Annotated in this window: 1 protein-coding gene; it reads left to right on the top strand. The window is 54.9% G+C overall.

Annotation, left to right across the window (positions count from 1 at the left end; translation table 11 throughout):
- Nucleotides 1–333 precede the first annotated feature (333 nt).
- Complete coding sequence (gene lpxO, locus AC1DH9_RS29120) at nucleotides 334–1,233, top strand: lipid A hydroxylase LpxO (protein WP_477809334.1); 900 nt, start codon at nucleotides 334–336, stop codon at nucleotides 1,231–1,233.
- Nucleotides 1,234–1,439: the final 206 nt, after the last annotated feature.

Here is a 1,439-nt window from a genome sequence, read left to right as displayed (position 1 = left end):
GGGTTATGCGTGTCCGGTGCGGTTCAGTCTGCGCATGATTTGAGCCAGCAGGCATACGTCTATTGAGACGATCATCGGCAGCTCCCCATGATGTCCTGCGTCCGATTGCACTGAACAAGCGCATTTCTGGCACAACGCATGCACCGTTTTTCACAAATGTAAGTTAACCCTTGATTACAAAGTATGACTAAAATACGCCCAGTGGCCATGAGCTAGCTTTCTGCTCAGGCTCCCGTGCTTGACCGATTCATTTGATAGTTGGATCTCGGACGCTGCGTTCAACTCAGGCTTGTGGCGCGCGGCATGTACTCTTCTGAACTGTGACGAATTCCCGTGAAACTCATCATTGTCTCCCTTTACGTTTTATCCATTGCGTATGTGCATCTACGTGGTCGCATCCGGCACAAACTGAGTCGCCAGCTCAGTGACCATTCGACCTTTCTGGCGCCGGTCAACTGCTTCCTGTACCTGTTTTCGAAAATCCCCAACAAGCCTTATCTGAATCCAGCCGATTTCCCGGACCTGAGCCCCTTGCAGGCCAATTGGCAGGAAATCCGCGCCGAAGGCCAAAATCTGCTCAGGGCAGGGGAGATCAAGCGCTCGGACCAATACGACGATGTGGGCTTCAACTCGTTCTTCAAAACCGGCTGGAAGCGCTTCTATCTGAAGTGGTATGGCGACARCCACCCGTCGGCCACCAAGCTCTGCCCGCGTACCACGGAGCTGGTGCAAAGTATTGGTTCGATCAAGGCAGCGATGTTCGCCGAATTGCCACCAGGCTCGAAACTGGTCCGTCACCGCGACCCGTATGCCGGCTCGTACCGTTACCACCTGGGTCTGGACACGCCGAACGATGAGGGTTGCTACATCGACGTCGACGGCGAGCGCTATCACTGGCGTGATGGCGAGGCGGTGATGTTCGACGAGACTTACATTCACTACGCCGAGAACACCACCCAGCAGAATCGCATCATCCTGTTCTGCGACATCGAGCGCCCGCTGAAATACCGCTGGGCCACAGCGTTCAATCGCTGGTTCAGCCGCAACGTGATGTCCGCTGCTGGCGCGCCCAACGATGCGGGCGATAAAACCGGTGGCATAAACCGGTTTTTCGGCAAAATCTACAAAATTCGTTTGCGCGGTAAAGAACTGAAAAAGCGCAACCGGACGCGTTACTACCTGGAAAAGTGGGCGATTTTCGGCGGTTTGCTGGCCATTATTGTATTGATCTGAACACGATCCACGCGCCAGCAGCCTTTGCTGGCGCGGTGAGGTTTACCGGCCGGTTTGCGGTGCGGTCAATCGGTGTGATATCTGCGCTGGAGTATTGTCTTCACAGGGGCGAATCCTGCGCGTAGCGTGTTATCGAAGACTCTATCTGCATGTACTGGAGGAACTCCACCATGAACAGGTTTGTGCTCGGTACCAGCGCACTGGCG

Source organism: Pseudomonas sp. 05T35 (assembly GCF_056396605.1).
Note: the sequence above shows the minus strand (reverse complement) of the source record. Positions and strands in the feature narration are given on the sequence as shown.